Below are 19,006 nucleotides of genomic sequence, written 5' to 3'. Positions count from 1 at the left end.
TCGAATTAAAAAGGGAATGCAACCGCAGCCTGCGGTTGCAAAGATACATTGCCAACATTACCGCAACGCCTGCGCTAGCGGTAGCGTTTTGTGCGGCTATTTTGATCCTGTTCAGCGAGCCAGGCGAGCTTTTCACCAATCTTACCTTCAAGACCCCGTTTAGTCGGATGGTAATAGCGCATTTGTGCCATTTCAGCCGGGAAGTACTCTTCACCTGCAGCGTACGCGTTGGGCTCATCATGGGCATAGCGATACTCCTGCCCATACCCCATTTCTTTCATCAGTTTGGTCGGTGCATTACGCAGGTGAACCGGCACGTCGAAATCCGGGCGTTCACGTGCATCGGCCATCGCGGCTTTGAAAGCGGTATAAACAGCATTACTTTTTGGCGCACAGGCCAGGTAAACAATCGCCTGCGCAATCGCACGTTCGCCTTCTGCCGGGCCAACGCGGGTGAAACAGTCCCATGCGGAGATCGCCACCTGCATAGCGCGTGGGTCGGCATTACCCACATCTTCAGACGCAATAGCCAGAAGGCGGCGCGCAACGTACAGCGGATCGCCACCGGCGGTAATGATCCGCGCGTACCAGTAGAGCGCCGCATCCGGGGCGCTGCCGCGAACGGATTTATGCAATGCAGAGATAAGGTCGTAAAAGCGGTCACCTTTGTTATCAAAGCGCGCGCTGCGTTCCCCGGCAATCTCGGTCAGTAACGCAGGCTGAAGAACACGTTTTCCACTGGCATCGACTTCCGCCATGTCCGCCATCATTTCAAGCGTATTTAACGCACGACGCGCATCGCCGTTAACCAGTTCGGCTATCGCCCTGCATGTTTCATCCGGCAGGACGATATCCTGACCGCCATAGCCACGTGCTTTGTCTTCCATCGCCTGGCTCAGCACCTGCTCAATATCGTCGGTGGTCAGCGATTTCAACAAATAGACACGCGCTCGCGACAACAACGCGGAGTTCAGCTCAAAGGAAGGGTTTTCAGTTGTGGCGCCGATAAAGGTGATAGTGCCATCTTCAATATGCGGCAGAAACGCATCCTGCTGGCTTTTATTGAAGCGGTGAACTTCGTCGACAAACAGGATCGTGCGACGGCCCGCGTTACGGTTCTGGCGAGCACGTTCAATGGCTTCGCGGATCTCTTTCACGCCAGAAGTGACAGCCGAAATACGTTCGACATCAGCATTGGCATAACGGGCGATCACTTCGGCAAGGGTGGTTTTTCCCGTGCCAGGCGGCCCCCACAGGATCATGGAGTGCAGATGACCCGCCTCGATGGCGCGAGGTAATGGCTTACCCGCAGCCAGCAGATGCTGCTGACCAATATACTGTGCTAAATTTTCTGGCCGCATACGTGCGGCCAGTGGCTGAAAGGTATTATCAGAAAAATCGAGCGACAGATTGCTCACTCACAGGCCTCTACTTACGTTGGTCGTCTACCGTTACGCCTTGCGGAGGGGTAAAGGTAAATTTCGATGCTTCTACAGCGCCATTCTGCTGAGACTTCAGCTGATAGTTGCTGCGCTGACCATCTTGCTCTACCGCACTGAACTGATGAATGGTGCCGTCACGCCCAACATTGATAGTGAACTGCTTCAGGTTCCCGTTGCTGGTTTTCGGCGTCAGGACGAAGTCATCGCCGTTTTGTTTAATGTTGTATTGCTGCCAGTCGCTGGACTGGTTGCGGGCAATCAGCATAAACGGTGTATTGCCTGTTGCATCCTTCAACCACGTCGCCGTTGCCTGCTCGACAAAGGGGTTAAAGAACCACAGCGTTTTACCGTCAGACACCAGAATGCTCTCGTCAGGCTGCGTCATATGCCAGTTAAACAGATTTGGGCGCTTGACCCATAAATCCCCCTGGCCTTCCTGAACCGCTGCACCGCTACCGTCGGTCACTTTCTGAGTAAAGCTGGCGTGGAAGCTGCTGACTTTATCCAGACGACTTTTCAGATCGCTGGCGGCATCGGCCCATACGCTGCTCACGACAAAGCTTGAGAGTAATGCACAGGTGATTGCGATTTTTTTCATTGTTATTCCTCAAAATACGTCACTCCCGATGGGGAGATCCCTCTGCTATCCATTCCAGGCCAAAAATCAGCATGAGGAAAGAAGAAAATACTGAATTCTTATTTATTTACCGAACTTTGCAATCAATCAAAGGGAGGCGGAGCCAACACTTCACGATTGCCGTTATGACCTTGTTCGCTGACGATCCCTTGCGCCTCCATCTGCTCGATGATGCGCGCCGCACGGTTATAGCCAATGCGGAACTGGCGCTGTACGCCGGAGATCGACGCTTTACGTTTTTGGGTCACAAAATTCACGGCCTGATCGAATAAGGGATCCAGCTCTTCGCCACCGTCTAAGCCGCCACCGCCGCCTTCACTTTCGCTATCGGAGGTGATGCCGTCGACGTACTGTGGACGACCACGCGCTTTCCAGTCCTGCACGACAGCGTGAACTTCTTCATCGCGAACGAACGCGCCGTGAACACGTACAGGCGTGCTAGAGTTCGGGGCGGAGTAAAGCATATCCCCCATTCCGAGCAACGATTCCGCGCCACCCTGGTCGAGAATAGTACGGGAGTCGATCTTGCTCGACACTGTAAACGCGATACGCGTTGGGATGTTCGCTTTAATCAGGCCGGTAATAACATCAACCGACGGACGCTGCGTAGCCAGCACCAGGTGGATACCCGCAGCGCGCGCTTTCTGCGCCAGACGTGCGATCAGCTCTTCCACTTTTTTGCCGACGGTCATCATCAGGTCAGCAAATTCATCCACCAGCACAACGATATACGGCAGTTTTTCCAACACCGGATGCGTGACATCCATGCTGTCGCCCGGTTTCCAGTATGGGTCCGGAATCGGACGGCCCATGCGTTTCGCTTCGGCAATCTTCTCGTTGTAACCCGCCAGGTTACGCACGCCCAACGCTGACATCAGCTTGTAGCGGCGTTCCATCTCGTTGACGCTCCAGCGCAGGGCGTTGGCGGCATCTTTCATGTCGGTAACCACTTCCGTTAACAGATGCGGTATACCTTCATAAACCGAGAGCTCCAGCATTTTCGGGTCGATCATGATAAAACGAACGTCTTCAGGCTGTGCTTTGTAGAGCATGCTGAGGATCATGGCGTTCACACCGACCGATTTACCGGAACCGGTAGTACCGGCAACCAGAAGGTGCGGCATTTTCGCCAGGTCAGCCACCACGGGATCACCGGCGATGTCTTTACCCAACACCACAGAGAGCGGCGACGGGTTATCACGGAAGCGCGCGCAGTCGAGCACTTCACGCAGATAAACGGTCTGGCGTTTTTTGTTCGGCAATTCCAGACCTACGTAAGGTTTACCTGGAATCACTTCCACTACGCGCACCGCGACGGTAGACAGCGAGCGGGCCAAATCGCGCGACAGGTTGGAAATACGCGCCGCTTTCACACCCGGCGCCAGGTTCAGTTCGAAGCGGGTGATTACCGGACCCGGTGAGTAGTTCACAACATCCGCTTTAATGCGGAAATCCGCCAGTCGAGCTTCGACCAGGCGTGCCATTTGCTCAAGCGCAAAGGTATCCACTGGCTCAATTTCCGTTGGCGGCGGCGTCAGCAAATCTAACGACGGCAGCGGCGTGGTCGGTTTAAGCGCCGGGCGACCGTCACCGTTACGCATCAGCAGCGGATGAATCAGGCTTTCTTTTGGCTGCGCAACAGGCTGTTGTGGCTGCTGGTACTGCGGCGGCTGCGCAACAGGCTGCTGTGGCTGCTGATACTGCGGCGGTTGAACAACAGGCTGATGTGGCTGTTGATACTGCGGCGGTTGAACAACAGGCTGATGTGGCTGTTGATACTGGGGCGGTTGTGCAACAGGCTGCTGATATTGCGGTTGTTGAACAGACGCAGACTCCGGCATCACACCTGGGGTGAACAACGGCTCATGCGGGCCCTCATCCACCAATGTTTTCATCGGTGAGAACTCAAAATCATCCAGCGAGAATGGATTCGCGCCTGAGGGTTGTTCGCCGGAATAACGTTGTTGCTGTGAAGAGGCAAACTGACGCGCCAGCTCGGCTTCAGCGCGGGCATCTTCGTCTTCCGGTTGAGAACCATCGTGCTGATATTCTTCGCCATAACGATGCTGCTGCGATTGTGCAAACTGGCGAGCCAGTTCATCTTGCTGCATCGCCTCGATTTCATCTTCAGAGTACTGCGTATCAGAATCGAGACGCTCCGCCTCACGCGCTTTCTCTTCCGCCATGCGTTGAGACGGTAATTTGATGCCATACGATGCCAGCTCACGGCGTGTTGGTACACGCACACGATTTGGTCGCGGTAACTGCGGTCCAATACCTTCTTTAACCTGCGGGCGTGGCGCGCCATCCCCCGCAAGACTAAATACTGGTGCTGCCGCAGCGGCTACCGCCCCTGCCGCCAACGTTGCGTCTTTCACGCCTGCCGCTAATGGTGCAGCCGCGGCAATGGATTCCACTGGCGGTATAGCCGCCGTCACGGGTGAAGAATACTTCACCGGCTCAGGTTCGTTCACTGGCTCAGGAATTGGCTGATACCACGCCGCAAGTTGCTCACGCTCACGCGCACGCTTTTCTTCCACTTCTTCAAAATAGTAAAGCGGTGGGCGTGCAGGTTTAGATTCTTCAACCTCTGGCTCTGGCTCAACGGCAATGGGTTCCGGTTGATGAACAGGCTCAGAGGAATGCACCGGCTCTTGTGGGTAAACCGGTTCAGGTTGCCAGCTTTGCTCCGCAACGGCTTCTTGTGGCTGCCATGGCGTTTGCGGTTGCGGCGCGACGGGCTGTTCGTAGCCAGGTTCCGCAACTGGTGGCGCATAATAGTGCGGCTCAGGTTCAACTGGCGCAGGTTGCTGCCAGGGTTCATGAGCAGGAACCTGTGGTTGACCATATTGCGACGGTTGCGGATACCCTTCCGGCGCTGGGGCAATAACGGTGTCGGTATATTCCGGCCCTGGTACAGATTGCCATTGCATCTCAGGTGCAGCGGGTACAGGTTCGGCGCCGGGAATCGACGGTGTTTGCAGCGCGGGATCGGCAGGCGCAGCCCAGGCTTGCGTAGCCGCTGTCGCCACGGCGGCGGCAGCTACCGGTTCGGTGACCGAGTGACCATTGAGCAACGGATCATATTCATCATACTCAGGCTGAGTCGCACGATGCCCGGAGAAAAGCACGTCGTTAGGATCGGCAGGTACGCCACGCGCGCTGTATTCAATTTCCTCTTCATCATCCATGCGTTTGCCGGAAAATAGCGCCGCATCGGTATGACGACCGCGTGGGTTGGTAAACTTCTCTGCCAGACGTTTGCGTCGCGCCAATGCACCCCGGAGAATACGTGCGCGTCGGGACTCTCGTTTGACGCCATCAGGTTCATCGGCAAACTCGTCGTCATCTTCATACTCTTCATCGTCGATCCACGTATCATCACGACGGGTACGATTACTGGCGAATGTCAGAAGATTGAGCAGCCAGCCGCCTAATTTTTCGGCAATGCTGACCCATGACCACCCCGTAAACAGCGTCAGACCGGCGGCCCAGATGCACAATAACGCAATGGTTCCCCCACTGCTGTGCAGCAAAGGTTGAAGCGTCGTGCTCAGCAGACTGCCAATCACGCCGCCAGAGGCGAAATACCAGATGTCATCAGCATTAATTGCCGCAAGACCGCAGGAGGTCAGAATGAGCGCCAGCACGCCAATCACGCGCAACGACACGGCAAAATAATCGATATATTCGTCGCTGGCCTGATGTCGCCAGGCAAACCAGCATCCCCCCACCATAATGACCGGGATGGTGTAAGCCATGACGCCGAAAATGAAGAACAAGGTGTCAGCCAGCCAGGCTCCCGGCATGCCGCCCAGATTATGGATAGGTTCGTGCCATGCAGTCTGCGACCAACTGGGATCTGAGGGATTAAAACTCAGTAAGGCAGCCATCAACCAGACGGCAAAAAGGGCAATAAGGATCAGCAACGCTTCCAGAAGTCGGCGCCCGCTGCTTAACTTTGTCAATGTGACTTCTTTGTCTTCAGTGTATTCCTGGCTCAAAAAAGGCTCTCCAGGTTTCAGGCTTTTCCTGCCCGATGCTAAAACGGACAACAGCACCGGGTTGCCCCGGCACTGTTGCTGTATGGATTAACAGGAGTGTAATCAAACTGCGTCGATTTTGCACCTGTTCCGTGTTAGCGCGTCTTAATTACCAGACGATTGCTCTGTTTTACTTCTTCCATCACCACATAGGTACGTGTGTCATTCACGCCAGGCAGACGCAGCAGGGTTTCCCCCAGCAGCTTACGATAGGCAGACATATCCGGCACGCGTGTTTTCAACAGGTAGTCGAAGTCACCGGAAACTAAATGACACTCTTGAATTTCTTCAAGTTTTTGTACTGCGGTGTTAAATTGCTCAAACACATCCGGCGCACCACGATTCAGAGTAATCTCAACAAAAACCAGAAGTGATGCATCCAGATAATGCGGGTTTAACAGTGCTGTATAGCCCTGAATAAATCCCTGTCTTTCCAGCCGACGAACACGCTCAAGGCAGGGTGTCGGTGAAAGTCCAACTCGTTTAGAAAGCTCGACGTTCGAAATACGGCCATCCTTTTGCAACTCATTAAGAATGTTGCGATCGATGCGGTCGAGATCTTTGCCAGGGCGCTTCTTGCTATCTACCATTATTATTGTCTCTCTGTATTCCTTCCCTACTCCTGCCTGACTCTTTGCACATCACTGTTTAGAGCCTATGCCCATCACAATAGACCGAAACCCAGAGGGATTAACGGCGCGCAATGCCGGGTCTATAGTGAGAAGACCGTTGCCTGATGGCCGCTATCGATATCACGAATGGCGTCTGTCCACACCATGCGTAGATTTCGCTAGCCGGTAAACATGGTATTTACATGCATGGTTATGCATCACACACATATCACTGTTTTCTTCTTCAATGAATGTTTTCGCAAAACAGCAGGGGATTGTCAAAGCAAAACATCGATTTTTAGTACAACATGCCAATTATTCATTGGGAGCGGTCGTTAATCGTCATTTTATCACCTTATAACAGCCCTATTTTAAGTAGAAATCATTATAGTCGCGCCCTCTCCGTGGCCTCTCATTGGTTCCTGCTATTACACAAATTGTTAACAAAATCGCTATACTCTTTTTTTACGCCACCAAATTCCCTACAATCCTGCCCATTGCCTGCCAACAACTATGGGGATCTCATGGGCACGACCAAACACAGTAAACTGCTTATTCTTGGTTCAGGACCAGCGGGATATACCGCTGCGGTCTACGCTGCGCGTGCAAACCTGCAACCGGTCCTGATCACCGGTATGGAAAAAGGCGGTCAGCTGACCACCACGACCGAAGTGGAAAACTGGCCAGGCGATCCAAACGACCTGACGGGGCCGCTGTTGATGGAACGCATGCATGAACATGCGACAAAATTTGATACTGAGATAATTTTTGATCATATCAATAAGGTGGACTTGCAGAACCGTCCGTTCCGTCTGACTGGCGACAATGGCGAATACACCTGTGATGCGCTGATCATCGCTACCGGGGCTTCCGCTCGCTATCTCGGCTTGCCATCAGAAGAAGCGTTCAAGGGACGCGGCGTTTCCGCCTGCGCCACCTGTGACGGTTTCTTCTATCGCAATCAAAAAGTCGCGGTCATCGGCGGTGGCAACACGGCTGTTGAAGAAGCGTTGTACCTGGCGAATATCGCCTCTGAAGTCCATCTGATTCACCGTCGCGACAGTTTCCGTGCAGAAAAAATCCTGATCAAACGTCTGATGGATAAAGTCGAAAACGGCAATATCGTGCTGCATACCCACCGTACGCTTGAAGAAGTGACTGGCGATCAGATGGGCGTTACTGGCCTGCGCCTGCGCGATACGCATAACACCGACAACATTGAATCGCTGGACGTTGCGGGCCTGTTCGTTGCCATCGGCCACAGCCCGAATACCGCTATTTTCGACGGTCAGCTTGAGCTGGAAAATGGCTACATCAAAGTTCAGTCAGGCATTCACGGTAATGCCACGCAAACCAGCATTCCGGGTGTCTTTGCGGCTGGCGACGTGATGGACCACATTTACCGCCAGGCGATTACGTCTGCGGGAACAGGTTGCATGGCGGCGCTGGATGCAGAGCGTTATCTCGACGGTTTAGCCGACGCTGGCAAATAAGTTTACAAATCATCAACAAAAGTAAAAAAGGCGACTATAAGTCGCCTTTATTTTTGCCCCGTTGTAACATTGCCCTGCCTAAAATTCTGATAACTCACCTGCTAAGCGTGCAATGAATAAAACCCGTCAAAAAGAGTTAACTCGCTGGTTAAAACAGCAAAGCGTCCTCTCTCAGCGCTGGCTGAACATTTCTCGTCTGTTGGGATTTGTCAGCGGCTTATTGATTGTCGCTCAAGCCTGGATCATGGCGCGTATTCTGCAGCATATGATTATGGAGAACATTCCTCGTGAAGCCCTCCTCCTCCCTTTTATCGTTCTGGCACTGATTTTTATCCTGCGCGCCTGGGTCGTCTGGCTGCGCGAACGCGTCGGTTTTCATGCCGGGCAGCATATCCGCTTCGAAATACGTCGCCAGGTGTTGGACCGTCTGCAACAGGCGGGACCGGCGTGGATTCAGGGAAAGCCTGCGGGAAGTTGGGCGACGCTGGTGCTTGAACAGATTGACGATATGCACGATTACTATGCGCGCTATCTTCCACAAATGGCGCTTGCCGTCTGCGTGCCACTGCTGATCGTCGCCGCCATTTTTCCAACCAACTGGGCTGCCGCGCTGATCCTGCTCGGAACGGCGCCGCTGATTCCGTTATTCATGGCGATGGTTGGCATGGGGGCCGCAGATGCCAACCGCCGTAACTTCCAGGCGCTTGCACGTCTGAGCGGTCATTTTCTCGATCGCTTGCGCGGTATGGAAACGTTACGCATTTTTGGGCGTGGGGAAGCCGAAACTGAAAGCATTCGCGCTGCGTCGCAGGATTTTCGCCAACGCACCATGGAGGTCTTGCGCCTCGCCTTTTTATCTTCGGGCGTTCTGGAATTCTTTACCTCGCTTTCTATCGCGCTGGTCGCTGTCTACTTCGGTTTTTCTTATCTTGGCGAACTTAACTTCGGGCACTATGGCACCAGCGTCACGCTTGCCGCCGGTTTCCTGGCGCTGATTCTTGCCCCTGAGTTCTTTCAGCCTTTACGCGATCTTGGCACGTTTTATCACGCTAAAGCTCAGGCCGTGGGTGCGGCTGACAGCCTGAAAACGTTTATGGAAACGCCCCTCGCCCACCCGGAACGTGGCGATATTGAGCTGGCGACGAAAGACCCTGTCTCGATTGAAGCCCGGGACCTTATTATCACCTCCCCGGAAGGTAAAACTCTCGCCGGTCCGTTGAATTTCTCACTGCCAGCGGGCCACCGTGCGGTGCTGGTCGGGCGCAGCGGTTCAGGGAAAAGTTCTCTGCTGAATGCGCTGTCCGGTTTTCTCTCCTACCAGGGGTCATTGCGTGTTAACGACATTGAACTGCGCGATTTGTCTCCTGACTCCTGGCGTAAGCAGCTTTCCTGGGTCGGGCAAAATCCGCAACTCCCTGCGGCAACATTGCGGGAAAATGTGCTGTTAGCGCGTCCGAATGCCACTGAGCAAGAGCTCAAAGCCGCGCTCGACAACGCCTGGGTCAGTGAGTTTCTGCCGATGCTGCCACAAGGCCTGGACACACCAACGGGCGATCAGGCCGGTCGACTTTCCGTCGGTCAGGCGCAACGCGTTGCGGTTGCTCGCGCGTTGTTGAACCCGTGCAAACTGCTGTTGCTTGATGAACCCGCAGCCAGCCTGGACGCACACAGCGAACAGCGCGTTATGCAGGCATTGAACGCCGCGTCCCGACGCCAGACCACCTTGATGGTTACCCACCAGCTCGAAGATCTGGCTGACTGGGATGCCATTTGGGTGATGCAGGACGGACACATTGTCGAACACGGTCACTATACCCAACTCAGTACCGCCAACGGGCCGTTTGCCACGTTATTGGCTCACCGTCAGGAGGACATCTGAATGCGCGCCTTGCTCCCCTATTTAGCGCTCTACAAGCGCCATAAATGGATGTTAACGCTCGGGATCGTGCTGGCGATCGTCACGCTGCTGGCCAGCATTGGACTGTTGACGCTCTCCGGCTGGTTCCTGTCCGCTTCCGCCGTCGTGGGTGTTACCGGCATTTACAGTTTTAACTATATGCTGCCTGCCGCAGGCGTACGCGGTGCGGCGATTACCCGTACTGCGGGTCGCTATTTTGAACGGTTAGTGAGCCATGACGCGACGTTTCGCGTCTTGCAGCATCTGCGAATTTATACCTTCAGCAAACTGTTACCCCTCTCTCCGGCGGGGCTTGCCCGTTATCGCCAGGGGGAGTTGCTTAACCGCGTGGTTGCCGACGTCGATACGCTCGATCACCTCTATTTGCGCGTCATCTCTCCAATAGTGGGCGCCTTTGTGGTGATTCTGGTCGTCACCCTGGGCCTGAGCTTTCTCGATGTCACCCTCGCGATAACGCTCGGGGGGGTTATGTTGCTGACCTTGTTCATTCTGCCTCCGCTGTTTTACCGCGCGGGGAAGAGTACCGGACAGAGCCTGACCCACCTGCGTGGACAGTATCGCCAGCAGCTCACCGGCTGGCTGCAAGGACAAGCGGAATTGACGATCTTTGGCGCCAGCGATCGCTACCGGGCGCAGATGGAAAGCACAGAGTTGCAGTGGCATGAAGCCCAACGCCACCAGTCTGAACTGACCGCACTGTCTCAGGCCGTCATGCTGTTGATTGGCGCGATGGCGGTCATGTTAATGCTGTGGATGGCCTCCGGCGGCGTGGGTGGCAACGACAAACCCGGTGCGCTGATTGCCCTCTTCGTCTTTTGCGCGCTGGCGGCATTTGAGGCGCTGGCCCCCGTGACGGGAGCGTTCCAGCATCTTGGTCAGGTTATTGCCTCTGCGCTACGCATTACCGATCTCACCGAACAGAAACCCGAGGTGGAATTTCCGGAGGCGGACTCAGCGGTGCCAGAGCAGGTGACGCTGACGATGCGTGATATTTCGTTCAGCTATCCTGAGCAGGCACAAAATGCGCTGGAATCCCTCTCGCTGCACGCGAACCCTGGTGAGCATATTGCCATTCTTGGGCGTACAGGCTGCGGAAAATCGACGCTATTGCAATTACTGACCCGGGCGTGGAACCCGCAGCAGGGCGAGATCCTCATCAACAATCAGCCGATTTCTGAACTTAACGAAGCCACGCTGCGCGCCACCATCAGCGTCGTACCGCAGCGCGTACATCTGTTCAGCGCCACACTGCGTGACAACCTTCTGCTGGCGGCCCCTAATGCCAGTGACGAAGCGCTGTCAGAAATGCTGTGCCGTGTCGGGCTCGAGAAATTACTCGACGATGGCGGGCTTAATAGCTGGTTAGGTGAAGGGGGTCGTCAGTTATCCGGCGGTGAACTTCGCCGTCTGGCTATCGCCCGCGCATTATTGCACGACGCCCCGCTGATGTTGCTGGATGAACCGACCGAGGGGTTAGACGCCACAACCGAAAGCCAAATGCTTGAATTGCTTGCTGATGTTATGCGAAACAAAACGCTGTTAATGGTCACACACCGCCTGCGCGGGCTGTCGCGTTTTGATCAAATAATAGTGATGGACAACGGGCAAATTATTGAGCAAGGTAATCACGCAGATCTGTTAGCCAGGCAGGGTCGTTATTACCAGTTTAAGCAACGTCTGTAAGCTATTATTGAACGATCCGACTTGCGTACTGGAGTTGTGCTGTCATGCGCCTGGTTCAGCTTTCTCGCCACTCAATAGCCTTCCCTTCCCCGGAAGGCGCTTTGCGCGAGCCCAATGGGTTATTAGCCCTTGGGGGCGATCTTAGCCCCGCCCGCTTATTAATGGCGTACCAGCGGGGCATATTTCCGTGGTTTTCGCCTGGCGATCCGATTCTCTGGTGGTCCCCCGACCCTCGCGCTGTTTTATGGCCGGAACATTTTCATCTCAGCCGCAGCATGAAGCGCTTTCACAAACACTCACCCTATCGGGTGACGTTGAATTATGCGTTTGATCAGGTCATTGAAGGCTGTGCCAACGATCGCGAGGAAGGGACATGGATAACGCGCGATGTGGTGGAGGCTTATCATCGTTTACATGAATTGGGCCATGCGCACTCCATTGAAGTATGGCGCCACAATGAATTAGTGGGCGGAATGTACGGCGTATCGCAAGGCACCCTTTTTTGCGGTGAGTCGATGTTCAGCCGCCAGGAAAATGCCTCCAAAACAGCACTGCTTGTTTTTTGCACTGAATTTCGCCATCAGGGGGGAAAACTGATCGACTGCCAGGTGCTAAATAACCACACCGCGTCGCTGGGAGCCGTGGAAATAGCCCGTCGTGAATACCTTGAGCATCTCAGCATAATGCGCCCGCAGCGGTTGCCAGCCCTTTTTTGGGTGCCTCGCACGTTATTTTCACCTGAGGAGTGAATGTTTTCGGCACATTTTTTGTTGGGGTGTTATAATTGTGCCGCAGAGCAGGTTATGCCCATTACCCCGCCGCCGTTAAGGAACAGTTCGCGTCAGGTAACGCCCATCGTTTATCTCATCGCTCCCTTATACGTTGCGCTTTTAGTGCGGCTTTGCCGTGTGTGATCGGAGTAATGCGCCAAACCTGATTTGCTGTGTTTTAAACGCGCAAATCTTTACTTATTAAAAGAACTTCGGCATTATCTTGCCGGTTCAAATTACGGTAGTGATACCCCAGAGGATTAGATGGCCAAAGAAGACAATATTGAAATGCAGGGTACCGTTCTTGAAACGTTACCTAATACCATGTTCCGCGTAGAGTTAGAAAACGGTCACGTGGTTACTGCACACATCTCCGGTAAAATGCGTAAAAACTATATCCGCATCCTGACGGGCGACAAAGTGACTGTTGAGCTGACCCCGTACGACCTGAGCAAAGGCCGCATTGTCTTCCGTAGTCGCTGATTGTTTTCACGCCCGAATGGCGTAAAGATAATAAAAGGTCGGTTTATCCGGCCTTTTTTGTGGGCGCAATGTCAGGTGTTAATCTTCTACCATCCGCGCATACTCTTCCGTTAAGAAATCGACTAATGCACGTACGGAAGGCAGCAATCCACGTCGCGTTGGAAATACCGCGTGGATAACTTCCCTTTTCGGCTCCCAGCCATCCAGCAAAGCGACCAGCTCACCGGCAGCCAGTTGCTCTTTGACCATCAATACCGGTAACTGCACAACGCCAACGCCCGCGACTGCCGCCTCACGCAACGCCAGCATATCGGTGGTAATCAAACGCGGCGTAAAATGCACTTCGGCCCTCGCCCCTTCTGGTCCAAACAATTCCCATCGGTGTATATGTTTCCCGGCGGCAAGACTCAGGCCCGGCCAGTTGTTGAGCTCTGCGGGGGAAGAAAGATTGCCCATCCGGGCGATCAATGCCGGGCTGGCAAACAGGCGATGTCCGCGATCGGATAATACACGCATCACCAGATCGCTATCCTCAAAAGGACGCGGCCTGACGCGAATCGCAATATCAATCCCCTCACCCACCACATCAACACGACGATTAGTCGCTTCCAGTTGCAGTGAAACATCGGGATAGCGCGCCAAAAATTTAGCCAGCATCGGACCGATATGCGCATGCAGCAACGTGACAGGACAGGTCAGCTTCACCACGCCGCGCGGCTCCACCTGTAGCGCAGCGATAGCATCCTGCGCCGCCTGCGCCTCAACCAGCATCGCTTTGCAATGCTCATAAAACGTCTGCCCAACTTCAGTCACATTGAACTGCCGTGTCGTACGCTGAATCAGCCTGACCCCCAGACGTTCCTCAAGTTGTGCGATACGCCGACTGAGTTTTGACTTAGGTTCATCGAGCGCGCGACCTGCCGCAGCAAATCCCCCTTCCTCGACGACATGAACAAACCACGCAAAATCATTGAGATCCGGTTTCATTTTTATTGTCCCATTTTTAGAACAGTCCATGCCATTTTAGCTACTACACACCTTATTGTCATGAATATAAGCTTATTGACAACACCACTACGCCATTGAGGAGATAAAGATGAAACACGTAACAGGCGTCTACACCGCACCTCGCCCGCACTGGGTTGGCGATGGATTCCCGGTTCGTTCGCTGTTCTCTTACCAGTCCCATGCGCAATCGTTGAGTCCGTTCCTGCTTCTGGATTACGCAGGTCCCCACACCTTCGCGCCAGGCACTGAAAAACGCGGCGTTGGTGAACATCCTCACCGGGGGTTCGAAACGGTCACGATCGTTTACAGCGGTGAAGTTGAGCACCGCGATTCAACCGGTCGCGGCGGCATCATCGGCCCAGGTGACGTGCAGTGGATGACGGCGGGCGCGGGCATTCTGCACGAAGAATTTCACTCTCCTGCATTTACTGAACGCGGGGGAGAGCTGGAGATGGTGCAGTTGTGGGTGAACCTGCCCGCCAAAGACAAAATGGCCGCTGCGGGCTACCAGAGTATCAGCAGTGAGCTAATTCCCGCCGTTGCCTTACCTGGCGAGGCTGGCACTGCGCGGATAATCGCTGGCGACTTCCTGGGAACAAAAGGCCCGGCACACACCTTCTCGCCGCTGAATGTCTGGGATATGCGTTTACAGCAAGGCTGCGACATCACGCTTTCTCAGCCCGCGTGCTGGAGCACCGCGCTGATTGTCCTGAAAGGCAGCATTACGGTAAACGGCACCACGCCGGTCAATGAAGCGCAAATGGCGGTACTCAGCCAACAGGAAGAAGCCTTCCATCTCGATGCCAGCAGCGACGCCACCGTCCTGTTGCTGGCGGGGGAACCGTTAAATGAACCGATTGTCGGTTATGGCCCCTTTGTGATGAACACAAAGCAAGAGATCGCCGAAGCTGTTCGCGATTTTAACTCTGGTCGTTTTGGCCAAATCTGAAAACATTGAGGAGAACACCATGTCCAGTCCTGCTAATTTTAATGGTTTGCGTCCGGTTATTGATGTGAATGATTCCGTGATGCTGTTGATCGATCACCAGAGCGGTTTGTTCCAGACCGTGGGCGATATGCCAATGCCGGAGCTGCGCGCACGCGCTGCCGCGCTGGCCAAAATGGCAACCCTGTCGAAAATGCCGGTTATTACCACCGCATCCGTACCGCAGGGTCCTAATGGCCCCCTTATCCCCGAGATCCACGCCAATGCACCGCATGCGCAGTACGTTGCACGTAAAGGCGAAATTAACGCCTGGGATAACGACGAGTTTGTTAAGGCGGTAAAAGCAACGGGCCGTAAAACGCTGATTATCGCAGGCACGATTACCAGCGTGTGCATGGCGTTCCCGGCCATCAGTGCAGTGGCTGAAGGTTACAAGGTATTTGCCGTGATTGATGCTTCGGGCACGTACAGCAAGATGGCGCAAGAGATCACCCTCGCCCGCGTGGTGCAGGCCGGTGTCGTACCGATGGATACAGCGGCGATCGCTGCTGAACTCCAGGGGACCTGGAATCGTGAAGACGCGGCCGAATGGGCTGATGTGTACACCCACATATTCCCGGCCTATCAGTTGCTGATTGAAAGCTACAGCAGGGCGCAGGAAGTGGTGAAGAACAACGAAAAGCTCGATTCACAGCACTAATACATCTCCCCTGCGCCACGTCGGGCAGGAAGATGTACACTGCGTAACCAAACGAGAGTGAAAGCGTAAATACTGCTTGACCGTTTTAGCGCAACTCCCTATAGTAGCGCCCCGTTGCCCCCCAAGCGGTCAGGCAGCAAAACAATATGGTGAGGTGTCCGAGTGGCTGAAGGAGCACGCCTGGAAAGTGTGTATACGGCAACGTATCGGGGGTTCGAATCCCCCCCTCACCGCCATATTCGAGAAAGAGCTCGTACGAAAGTACGGGCTTTTTTTTCGCACGTTGCACACACCGGGGGGATGAGAATCCCCGACCGGGGTTCGACAACTGGCGCAGCCAGTTGGGCAGGCCACGAACGCAGTAAGTGGGCTGCCCGTAGGGCGAGAGAAGCGAGTCAATCCCCCCCTCACCGCCATATTTGAGAAAGAGCTCGTACGAAAGTACGGGCTTTTTTTTCGTATGTTGCACACACCGGGGGGATGAGAATCCCCGACCGGGGTTCGACAACTGGCGTAGCCAGTTGGACAGACCACGAACGCAGTGAGTGGGCTGCCCGTCAGGGCGAGCGAAGCGAGTCAATCCCCCCCTCACCGCCATATTTAAGAAAGAGCTCGTACGAAAGTACGGGCTTTTTTTTCGCATGTTGCACACGCCGGGGGGATGAGAATTCCCGACCGGGGTTCGACAACTGGCGCAGCCAGTTGGACAGACCACGAACGCAGTGAGCGGGCTGCCCGTAGGGCGAGCGAAGCGAGTCAATCCCCCCCTCACCGCCATCTTCGAGAAAGAGCTCGTACAAAAGTACGGGCTTTTTTTCGCATATTGCACCGTCACGCGAATATTGCCGGATGGCGGTGCAGACACCTTATCCGGCCTACGAATGAGCATGTACCGTAGTTCGGATAAGGCGTATGCCGCCATCCGACATAAAAAAGGCATAAAAAAACCGGGCTCAGTGGCCCGGTTCATCAGACGATAAGATATTAATGCGCGGCTTCTGGTTTGTGCTTTTGCGCACTCTGGAAACCATACGTCAGCTCATTCTTCTCTTTATCGAGGGCGACAGTCACCTGACCACCATCCACCAGCGAGCCAAACAACAACTCGTTAGCCAGCGGTTTTTTCAGGTTGTCCTGCACCACGCGAGTCATTGGGCGTGCACCCATTGCCCGGTCGTAGCCTTTCTCAGCCAGCCAGTCACGCGCTTCCTGGCTAACTTCCAGGGAGACACCTTTCTGATCCAGTTGAACCTGCAACTCGACAATAAATTTATCAACAACCTGATGAATCACCTCGGTAGACAAGTGATCGAACCAGATAATATTGTCGAGACGGTTACGGAATTCCGGCGTAAAGACTTTCTTAATCTCACCCATCGCATCCGTACTGTTGTCCTGATGAATGAGGCCAATGGATTTACGCTCAGTTTCACGCACGCCGGCGTTAGTGGTCATCACCAGCACCACATTGCGGAAATCCGCTTTGCGGCCGTTATTATCGGTCAGCGTACCGTTATCCATCACCTGCAACAACAGGTTAAAGACATCCGGATGTGCTTTCTCGATTTCATCCAGCAGCAACACGGCATGCGGATGTTTGATGACCGCATCGGTGAGCAACCCCCCCTGATCGAAACCGACATATCCCGGAGGCGCACCGATCAAGCGGCTAACGGTGTGACGCTCCATATACTCGGACATATCAAAGCGCAGCAGTTCAATCCCCAGCGCTTTGGAGAGCTGTACCGTGACCTCAGTTTTACCCACGCCAGTAGGTCCGGCGAACAGGAATGAACCGACAGGTTTATGCTCGTGCCCCAGTCCTGCGCGACTCATCTTGATGGCTTCGGTCAGCGCCTCAATGGCTTTATCCTGGCCAAAGACCAACATTTTCAGACGGTCGCCGAGACTTCTCAACGTGTCGCGATCGCTCTGCGAGACGCTCTTCTCTGGGATACGCGCAATACGCGCCACCACGGATTCGATATCCGCCACGTTGACGGTTTTCTTGCGCTTGCTGACCGGCATCAGACGCGCACGCGCCCCTGCTTCGTCGATCACGTCAATCGCTTTATCCGGCAGATGACGGTCATTGATATATTTCACCGCCAGTTCTACCGCCGCCCGCACCGCTTTCGCGGTATAGCGAACATCATGGTGCGCTTCGTACTTCGGTTTCAGACCGTTAATGATCTGCACGGTCTCTTCCACCGACGGCTCAGTAATATCGATTTTCTGGAAGCGACGCGCCAGAGCACGGTCTTTCTCGAAAATGTTGCTGAATTCCTGATAGGTCGTAGAACCGATCACGCGGATCTTGCCGCTGGAGAGCAGCGGTTTTATCAGGTTTGCCGCATCCACCTGGCCGCCCGATGCCGCCCCCGCACCAATAATGGTGTGGATCTCATCGATGAACAGGATGCTGTTAGTGTCCTGTTCCAGCTGTTTCAGCAGCGCTTTAAAGCGTTTTTCAAAGTCACCGCGATATTTGGTCCCTGCCAGCAGCGAGCCAATATCCAGTGAGTAGAGGGTGCAATCCGCCATCACTTCCGGCACATCACCCTGGACAATACGCCAGGCCAGTCCTTCGGCAATCGCCGTTTTACCGACACCGGATTCACCCACCAGCAACGGGTTATTCTTACGGCGGCGGCACAGAACCTGAATGGCACGCTCCAGCTCTTTCTCACGGCCAATCAGCGGATCGATCCCCCCCACGCGCGCAAGCTGGTTAAGGTTAGTCGTAAAGTTCTCCATACGTTCCTCCCCGCCAGTTTGCTCTTCGTTATTCGGTTGGTTGCCTGAGTCAGAAGACTGACTCGGCTCGTCTTTACGCGTGCCGTGAGAAATAAAGTTCACCACATCAAGACGGCTGACTTCATGCTTACGCAGCAGGTAAGCCGCTTGTGATTCCTGTTCGCTGAAAATAGCGACCAGTACGTTAGCGCCGGTAACTTCACTACGACCGGAGGACTGAACGTGGAAGACGGCGCGTTGCAGCACACGCTGAAAACTCAACGTCGGCTGCGTGTCGCGTTCTTCTTCGCTGGCAGGCAGAACGGGTGTGGTTTGTTCAATGAAGGCTTCGAGTTCCTGACGGAGCGCAACCAGATCCACGGAACACGCTTCCAGCGCTTCGCGGGCTGATGGGTTACTGAGCAACGCCAGTAACAAGTGCTCGACGGTCATAAACTCATGACGGTGCTCGCGCGCTCTGGCGAAAGCCATGTTTAAACTGAGTTCCAGTTCTTGATTGAGCATAGGCACCTCCC

General features: G+C 54.4%; 13 protein-coding genes, 1 tRNA gene and 1 other RNA gene. 9 read left to right on the top strand and 6 right to left on the bottom strand.

Features of this window, described 5'->3' with window-relative positions:
- Positions 1 to 74: 74 nt before the first annotated feature.
- From rarA to lrp, 4 genes are all read right to left on the bottom strand, one after another.
- Positions 75 to 1,418 carry a replication-associated recombination protein RarA gene (gene rarA, locus AC07NP_RS02610; protein ID WP_494659484.1) on the bottom strand — a complete coding sequence of 448 codons (1,344 nt, stop codon included), beginning with the start codon at positions 1,416 to 1,418 and terminating at the stop codon, positions 75 to 77.
- Between the two features lie 10 nt (positions 1,419 to 1,428).
- Positions 1,429 to 2,040 (bottom strand): outer membrane lipoprotein periplasmic chaperone LolA, encoded by a 612-nt coding sequence (lolA, locus tag AC07NP_RS02605; RefSeq protein ID WP_162380079.1) that lies wholly within the window; start codon positions 2,038 to 2,040, stop codon positions 1,429 to 1,431.
- Between the two features lie 122 nt (positions 2,041 to 2,162).
- The gene (gene ftsK / locus AC07NP_RS02600; RefSeq protein ID WP_494659483.1) at positions 2,163 to 6,083 is read right to left on the bottom strand and encodes a DNA translocase FtsK; all 3,921 of its coding nucleotides are present in this window, start codon (positions 6,081 to 6,083) and stop codon (positions 2,163 to 2,165) included.
- A gap of 134 nt (positions 6,084 to 6,217) precedes the next feature.
- Complete coding sequence (lrp, locus tag AC07NP_RS02595; RefSeq protein WP_000228473.1) at positions 6,218 to 6,712, bottom strand: leucine-responsive transcriptional regulator Lrp; 495 nt, start codon at positions 6,710 to 6,712, stop codon at positions 6,218 to 6,220.
- Between the two features lie 545 nt (positions 6,713 to 7,257).
- Between lrp and trxB the strand changes: the two genes are divergently transcribed.
- The 5 genes from trxB to infA all read left to right on the top strand — a co-directional run bounded on the left by trxB (position 7,258) and on the right by infA (position 13,080).
- The gene (trxB, locus tag AC07NP_RS02590) at positions 7,258 to 8,226 is read left to right on the top strand and encodes a thioredoxin-disulfide reductase (RefSeq protein WP_494659482.1); all 969 of its coding nucleotides are present in this window, start codon (positions 7,258 to 7,260) and stop codon (positions 8,224 to 8,226) included.
- Positions 8,227 to 8,338: 112 nt separating this feature from the next.
- Positions 8,339 to 10,105: a heme ABC transporter permease/ATP-binding protein CydD gene (gene cydD, locus AC07NP_RS02585; RefSeq protein ID WP_494659481.1), complete on the top strand. Its 1,767-nt coding sequence runs from the start codon at positions 8,339 to 8,341 to the stop codon at positions 10,103 to 10,105.
- Positions 10,106 to 11,827: a heme ABC transporter ATP-binding protein/permease CydC gene (cydC, locus tag AC07NP_RS02580; protein ID WP_494659480.1), complete on the top strand. Its 1,722-nt coding sequence runs from the start codon at positions 10,106 to 10,108 to the stop codon at positions 11,825 to 11,827. It abuts the gene before it with no gap.
- Positions 11,828 to 11,871: 44 nt separating this feature from the next.
- Positions 11,872 to 12,576, top strand: coding sequence for a leucyl/phenylalanyl-tRNA--protein transferase (gene aat, locus AC07NP_RS02575; RefSeq protein ID WP_494659479.1), 705 nt, complete (start codon positions 11,872 to 11,874; stop codon positions 12,574 to 12,576).
- 285 nt (positions 12,577 to 12,861) lie between these two features.
- Entirely contained in the window at positions 12,862 to 13,080 is a 219-nt protein-coding gene (gene infA / locus AC07NP_RS02570; RefSeq protein ID WP_001040187.1) for a translation initiation factor IF-1, read from the top strand.
- Positions 13,081 to 13,158: 78 nt separating this feature from the next.
- Here infA and AC07NP_RS02565 read toward each other — a convergent pair whose 3' ends face one another.
- On the bottom strand, positions 13,159 to 14,067 hold the full coding sequence (locus tag AC07NP_RS02565) for a LysR family transcriptional regulator (protein WP_494659478.1): 909 nt from the start codon (positions 14,065 to 14,067) through the stop codon (positions 13,159 to 13,161).
- Positions 14,068 to 14,176: 109 nt separating this feature from the next.
- On the opposite strand from AC07NP_RS02565, the gene AC07NP_RS02560 reads away from it, so the two are divergent.
- From AC07NP_RS02560 to AC07NP_RS02545, 4 genes are all read left to right on the top strand, one after another.
- On the top strand, positions 14,177 to 15,037 hold the full coding sequence (locus AC07NP_RS02560; protein ID WP_494659477.1) for a pirin family protein: 861 nt from the start codon (positions 14,177 to 14,179) through the stop codon (positions 15,035 to 15,037).
- A gap of 19 nt (positions 15,038 to 15,056) precedes the next feature.
- Positions 15,057 to 15,734 carry an isochorismatase family protein gene (locus tag AC07NP_RS02555; protein WP_494659476.1) on the top strand — a complete coding sequence of 226 codons (678 nt, stop codon included), beginning with the start codon at positions 15,057 to 15,059 and terminating at the stop codon, positions 15,732 to 15,734.
- Between the two features lie 148 nt (positions 15,735 to 15,882).
- A tRNA-Ser gene (locus AC07NP_RS02550) sits at positions 15,883 to 15,970 on the top strand.
- 44 nt (positions 15,971 to 16,014) lie between these two features.
- Positions 16,015 to 16,150, top strand: a non-coding RNA gene (locus tag AC07NP_RS02545) — RtT sRNA.
- A 568-nt stretch (positions 16,151 to 16,718) separates the two neighbouring features.
- Here AC07NP_RS02545 and clpA read toward each other — a convergent pair.
- Positions 16,719 to 18,995, bottom strand: coding sequence for an ATP-dependent Clp protease ATP-binding subunit ClpA (clpA, locus tag AC07NP_RS02540; RefSeq protein ID WP_494659475.1), 2,277 nt, complete (start codon positions 18,993 to 18,995; stop codon positions 16,719 to 16,721).
- Positions 18,996 to 19,006: the final 11 nt, after the last annotated feature.

This window comes from Citrobacter sp. GW821-FHT07H02, from assembly GCF_059418505.1.
This window is presented reverse-complemented; position numbering and strand designations above follow the sequence as displayed.

Excerpts from the sequence above, each read along its gene's own strand:
- trxB (WP_494659482.1), top strand. The coding sequence starts at position 7,258 with ATGGGCACGACCAAACACAGTAAACTGCTTATTCTTGGTTCAGGACCA.
- lolA (WP_162380079.1), bottom strand. The coding sequence starts at position 2,040 with ATGAAAAAAATCGCAATCACCTGTGCATTACTCTCAAGCTTTGTCGTG.
- lrp (WP_000228473.1), bottom strand. The coding sequence starts at position 6,712 with ATGGTAGATAGCAAGAAGCGCCCTGGCAAAGATCTCGACCGCATCGAT.
- AC07NP_RS02560 (WP_494659477.1), top strand. The coding sequence starts at position 14,177 with ATGAAACACGTAACAGGCGTCTACACCGCACCTCGCCCGCACTGGGTT.
- aat (WP_494659479.1), top strand. The coding sequence starts at position 11,872 with ATGCGCCTGGTTCAGCTTTCTCGCCACTCAATAGCCTTCCCTTCCCCG.
- AC07NP_RS02555 (WP_494659476.1), top strand. The coding sequence starts at position 15,057 with ATGTCCAGTCCTGCTAATTTTAATGGTTTGCGTCCGGTTATTGATGTG.
- cydD (WP_494659481.1), top strand. The coding sequence starts at position 8,339 with ATGAATAAAACCCGTCAAAAAGAGTTAACTCGCTGGTTAAAACAGCAA.
- AC07NP_RS02565 (WP_494659478.1), bottom strand. The coding sequence starts at position 14,067 with ATGAAACCGGATCTCAATGATTTTGCGTGGTTTGTTCATGTCGTCGAG.
- infA (WP_001040187.1), top strand. The coding sequence starts at position 12,862 with ATGGCCAAAGAAGACAATATTGAAATGCAGGGTACCGTTCTTGAAACG.
- clpA (WP_494659475.1), bottom strand. The coding sequence starts at position 18,995 with ATGCTCAATCAAGAACTGGAACTCAGTTTAAACATGGCTTTCGCCAGA.
- cydC (WP_494659480.1), top strand. The coding sequence starts at position 10,106 with ATGCGCGCCTTGCTCCCCTATTTAGCGCTCTACAAGCGCCATAAATGG.